Origin of the sequence: Comamonas sp. GCA5 (assembly GCF_036541385.1) — a bacterium.
Lineage (GTDB): Bacteria > Pseudomonadota > Gammaproteobacteria > Burkholderiales > Burkholderiaceae_C > Comamonas > Comamonas aquatica.
In genome coordinates this window covers 1-2,739 of record NZ_JAZHFR010000157.1, presented here as the reverse complement: position 1 = coordinate 2,739, position 2,739 = coordinate 1, and the positions used below count along the sequence as shown (strand labels likewise).

The 2,739-nt window shown below is 56.4% G+C and carries 3 protein-coding genes; all 3 read left to right on the top strand.

Annotated elements, in window-relative coordinates; translation table 11 throughout:
- The coding region (locus SJH88_RS18820) for a type IIL restriction-modification enzyme MmeI (protein ID WP_274755351.1) at positions 1-345 on the top strand (345 nt) is incomplete at its 5' end.
- On the top strand, positions 342-2,462 hold the full coding sequence (locus SJH88_RS18815) for a DEAD/DEAH box helicase (RefSeq protein ID WP_274755350.1): 2,121 nt from the start codon (positions 342-344) through the stop codon (positions 2,460-2,462). The genes SJH88_RS18820 and SJH88_RS18815, both read left to right, overlap by 4 nt.
- A gap of 1 nt (position 2,463) precedes the next feature.
- Entirely contained in the window at positions 2,464-2,649 is a 186-nt protein-coding gene (locus SJH88_RS18810) for a hypothetical protein (protein ID WP_420921762.1), read from the top strand.
- Positions 2,650-2,739: the final 90 nt, after the last annotated feature.

Sequence of the window (2,739 nt, the reverse complement as noted above, 5' to 3'; positions counted from 1 at the left end):
GATCAGCATGGCAACTCCTTGGCACGGGATTGCCATGTTGCCAGAACTGCTTGCAGTACCTCTCGGCCATGCAGCAACGGACGCTTGTTTTTAAGCAGCCAATCGTCCGGGACCCGACACCCAGCCACCATCGCCGATCTGTACAACCCGGAAACCATGCCGGACAACCTGCGTCACGCCCATGAACGCAATGACGAAGTGTTGGAGCGCATCTACATAGGCCGCCATTTCAAGAACGACACCGAGCGGCTGGAAAAGCTGTTCGAGCTGTACACCAAGATGACTGCCGCAGACAAGACTAAGCCTGCCGCCAAGGCAACCCGAGGGAGGAAGAAAACCTTATGAGCGATCAAGCAAGCAACCCGACCAATGCGTACACCGTGCCATCGGTGTCCATCACCACGGCACGCACTGGCGCATCGAGCAAGGCCAATGAGTTGGGCATGCGTGCCATGCAAGAGCGTGCCTACGCCAAGCGGGGTGAGCAATACCTGCTGATCAAGTCTCCCCCGGCATCCGGCAAGTCCCGCGCCCTGATGTTCATTGCGCTAGACAAGCTGAACAACCAGGGCTTGCAACAGGCCATCGTTGTGGTGCCCGAGCGCTCTATCGGAGGCAGTTTTGCTGATGAGCAATTGACGCAGTTCGGTTTTTATTGGGATTGGAAGGTGGCTCCGCAGTGGAACCTGTGCAATGCCCCAGGCGGGGATGAGCCGCGCACGGCAAAGTCCAAGGTAGATGCTGTTCGGCAGTTTCTGGCCAGCGATGACAAGGTGTTGGTCTGCACCCATGCCACGTTCCGCTTTGCGGTGGAAGAGCTAGGCATCACGGCGTTCGACAATCGCTTGATTGCAATTGACGAGTTTCACCACGTGTCCAGCAACCCAGACAACAAGCTGGGCAGCCAATTGGGCGCTTTCATTGCCCGTGACAAGGTTCACTTGGTGGCGATGACGGGTTCGTACTTTCGAGGGGACAGCGAGGCCGTTTTGGGCCCTGCAGACGAAGCCAAGTTCGAGACGGTGACCTACACCTACTACGAGCAGCTCAATGGCTACCAGTGGCTCAAATCGCTGGACATCGGCTACTTCTTCTACACGGGGGCCTATGTCGATGCGGTCAACAAGGTGTTGGACCCCGCACTCAAAACCATCGTCCACATCCCCAACGTGAATGCGCGTGAGAGCTTGAAAGACAAGCAGCGCGAGGTGGACGAGATCATGCATGGCTTGGGCACATGGAAGGGCGTGGACCCCGACACCGGCTTCCACTTGGTCGAGTCCCCACAAGGCCGTGTTTTGAAGGTGGCGGATCTTGTCGATGACAGTGATCCAGCTAAGCGCTCTCGCGTTCTGTCTGCATTGAAAGACCCTGCCCACAAAAACGACCGTGACCATGTGGATGTGATCATCGCGCTGGGCATGGCCAAAGAAGGCTTCGACTGGATTTGGTGCGAACATGCGTTGACCATTGGCTACCGCAGCAGTCTGACCGAAATCGTGCAAATCATTGGTCGTGCAACCCGTGACGCCAAAGGCAAAGAGCGGTCACGGTTCACCAACCTGATCGCAGAGCCCACCGCAGAGCAATCAGCAGTGGCAGAAGCCGTGAACGACATGCTCAAAGCCATCTCTGCCAGCCTGTTGATGGAGCAGGTTCTGGCGCCCCGCTACGAGTTCACGCCGAAGAACTCAGGTCCTCAAGAAGGCTTTGACTATGGTGAAGAGGGCTACAAAGAGGGCGGGCATAACATCGGGGTTAACAAGGACACTGGCCAGATTCACCTGGAGATTGCCGGTCTGACAAAGCCTGAAACACCCGAAGCCACTCGAATTTGCAAGGAAGACTTGAACGAAGTCGTCACCAGCTTTCTGCAAGACAAGACAGCACTCGAACGCGGGCTGTTCGATAAGGAAAACACGCTGCCCGAGGAATTAACCCAACTGCGTATGGGCAAGATCGTGCGGGAGCGTTATCCCGAGCTGAGCGATGCTGATCAAGAGGCTATCCGGCAGCACGCCATTGCCGCAATGAACATCACCCAGCAAGCGAAGTTGGCCTTGGCTCAGGCAGATGCCAGCGGCAGTGGCACCGGGCAAGGAAGCACCGCCCTGATCGATGGTGTGCGCAAGTTCGTCAACGTGAAGGACTTGGACATTGATTTGATTGACCGCATCAACCCTTTTGACGCTGCCTACGCAGTGCTTGCCAAGGCCATGGATGAGAAGTCGCTGCGGCAGGTACAGGCTGCTATTGCCGCCAAGAAGGTAAGCCTAACTGAGGAAGAGGCGCGCGACCTTTCCAAGCGCGCTTTGCAGTTCAAGAACGAACGTAACCGCTTGCCGGATCTCAACTCCGCGGATGCTTGGGAAAAGCGTATGGCCGAGGGCGTGGCGGCTTTTGCACGCTATCGTGCATTGGCTAAATCTGCCCAGGCACAAGGAGCTTTGAGCAATGGCTGATATGGATGATGACGACCTGCTGGATGCGTTGGGTGTAGAGGTTACCCCGCTCAAAACTTCCAGCCGTACCCCGCGCGAAGAGCGCATCGTTGCTGGCTTTGAAGACATTCTGCGTTTTCATCAAACCCATGGTCGAGCACCTCAGCACGGTGAAGGGAGAAGTGGTCCCGGTCGTTTGAACAATTGAGTCCAGTTGCTAAGCGAGATCACCGGGGTTATGCCGCCTGCATTTGTGCAAACGGCAATGCTGCAAAGTACGCTTCATCAGGGGTAGCTT